Here is a 2467-nt window from a genome sequence, read left to right as displayed (position 1 = left end):
GTTATATTTCTATACGGAAGCATGATTTGGTATACATTACCTATTGAAAAAGGAATTTCTTGGGAAGGCCATATGGCAGGTTTAATTACAGGTTTATTGTTTGCTTTAATTTTTAGAAAAGAAATTGCGAAACCTAAAAAGTATGTTTGGGAACACGATAATTACAATGAAGATAATGACCCGTTTTTAAAGCACTTTGATGAAAACGGGAATTTTATTGAATCCGTAGAGCCTGAAATGGAGGAGGAGCAACCGATGATTACATATACCTTTAAAGATAATACACCTAAAGAGTAATCAAAATTTCTAAATTGTTAATCTGAATTCGTCAATTTAGCGACGTTGTCTTACCACTTCGTATAAAAATGCGCCACACGCCACAGAAACATTTAAAGATTCGATTTCGCCAAGCAAAGGCAGTTTCGCTTTAGCATCAACAACCTTTAGCGTAGAAGGGTTTATGCCTCTACCTTCAGATCCCATAATTATGGCACAAGGTTCCACAAATGAAACATCATATAGGGTATCGTCTGTTTTTTCAGTAGCCGCTATCACTTTTATCCCTGAAGCTTGCATGTAAAAAACAGCATCTTTTATATGGTCAACTTTGCAAATTGGGATTTTGAAAACAGCACCAGCACTTGTTTTAATGGTATCTCCATTTACTGGAGCACTACCATTTTTTTGAATAATAATACCATGAACACCGGTACATTCGGCAGTTCTAATAATAGCTCCAAAATTTCTCACGTCACTCAATTGATCGAGTAGAAGAAATAATGGCGTTTTACCAGACTCAATGACATTCATAACCATAGTTTCCATGTCATGAAACTCAATAGGCGATATTTGAGCAACCGCACCTTGGTGGTTACTTTTAGTTAGTCTATTTAGCTTTTCAATTGGAACGTAAGATTTGTTTATGGAATTTTTATTTAATAAGGATTCTAATTCACCAAATAACTCACCTCTTTCACCTTTTTGAAGAAATACTTTATCAATAGTTTCTCCAGCATTTATGGCTTCAATGATGGCTCTAATTCCGAATATTTGCGTTTGGTTTTCCATTGATGCAAAGGTATTAATAATTAAATTACGATTGTATTTAAAAGCTTATACTATTTTGTAATTGGTCATTAATAAAAAAAGCCATCTAAAATAAATTCTAGATGGCTTTTAAAAATTTTAATAAATGTTACTTTATCATAATTTTATGTGTAGTTGTGATATTATCTTTTGAGAATTTCATTAAGTATAAACCAGATTGTAAGCCAGTTAAATCTAGCTGACTCTCTGTTTTAGATAAATCTAAATTCCCAGAATAAACTCTTTTTCCTGTGATACTGAAAACGTTCAATTTTGCGTTTTCAATATAATCATTAGAAACAATTTTAATATGTCCGTTTGATACTGTTGGGTATATTCTTAAATTAGAAGAAGAAAATACATTATCAGCCGTACTTAATGAAGTTGCAGTAAACATTCCAGAGAAAACACCTCTACCATGTGTTGCTGCAAATACCATATTATCATTTCTTAAATCTAAATCTAACACTTTAACATTACTCATCCCGTTGTAAGACGTGTTCCATGTTGGGCTAGCATTCGAGAAATTTTTAGTGTACCAAACACCAAGTTCAGTTCCAATAATTACCTCCTCTAAATTTAAAGGGTTTTGTAAAATAGTTTTTACAGGTAAATCTGGTAAATTACCATCTTTAGCTTGCCATGTAACCCCTTTATCACTAGAATACCAAACATTGTTTACTCCATAATTATGCATGGTAACAAATATGTCGTTTTCCGATTGCCCAAACTCAATATCAGAAACACTACCAACTAATCGATTTTCATCTAAATTAGTCCATGTTGGTGTTGCGCCATCTGCATTTTCTACTAATAACACATCACCTAATACAGTACCGACAAGAAGTGTTGAAGACGTTGTTGTATGTGGTGAAACAGTAAACGCGGTAGGTGTTGTTGTTAACTCCTCACTAATTAAATCTGTTTTCACTAAAGTACCTGCGTCTTTGATTCCTGCGTATCTTTTTACAATGTAAACGCCACCAGCAGAATAATTGGTATATAGAATATCTAAATTAGAATCTAAAGCTCCAGGGTTTATAAATGCACCATTGCTTAAGCTTTCACTATTAATTGAAACATCAGCTCCGTCAAAACTATATAGCGTTATGTTGTCATTGTAAACATAGTTAGCAATAACGTATCTATCAGTACCATCTTGATCAAAGTATGTATAGGCACCATCACCTCCCTGAATTTCAGTAGCATTAGAATCTCCAGCAGGATCGCCATTTTCAGTTAATTGCGTTCCATTATCTTGTAAGCCACCTGCAAAATGATCTCCAGTAGGGAATGCTGTAGTTGGTCCTACTGCTACCGTATAATATTGTGCAGTATTGTAGCCAACGTTTCTAGATTCAGTAGTTGTACCACCGTCAGC

2 protein-coding genes and 1 pseudogene are annotated in these 2467 nt (G+C 33.9%); 1 reads left to right on the top strand and 2 read right to left on the bottom strand.

Annotated elements, in window-relative coordinates:
- Positions 1-297: pseudogene (locus WBN21_RS02825) on the top strand (rhomboid family intramembrane serine protease); the annotation flags it as partial.
- Positions 298-333: 36 nt separating this feature from the next.
- Here the strand turns inward: WBN21_RS02825 and rlmB are convergent.
- Together rlmB and WBN21_RS02815 are read right to left on the bottom strand one after the other, a co-directional pair.
- Positions 334-1068, bottom strand: a complete 735-nt coding sequence (gene rlmB / locus WBN21_RS02820) for a 23S rRNA (guanosine(2251)-2'-O)-methyltransferase RlmB (RefSeq protein WP_424197782.1) — start codon at positions 1066-1068, stop codon at positions 334-336.
- Between the two features lie 127 nt (positions 1069-1195).
- Positions 1196-2467 (bottom strand): T9SS type A sorting domain-containing protein (locus WBN21_RS02815; RefSeq protein WP_424197781.1); only part of this gene is annotated, 1272 nt, incomplete at its 5' end.

Source organism: Algibacter sp., assembly GCF_049667265.1.
Lineage (GTDB): Bacteria > Bacteroidota > Bacteroidia > Flavobacteriales > Flavobacteriaceae > Algibacter_B.
Note: the sequence above shows the minus strand (reverse complement) of the source record. Positions and strands in the feature narration are given on the sequence as shown.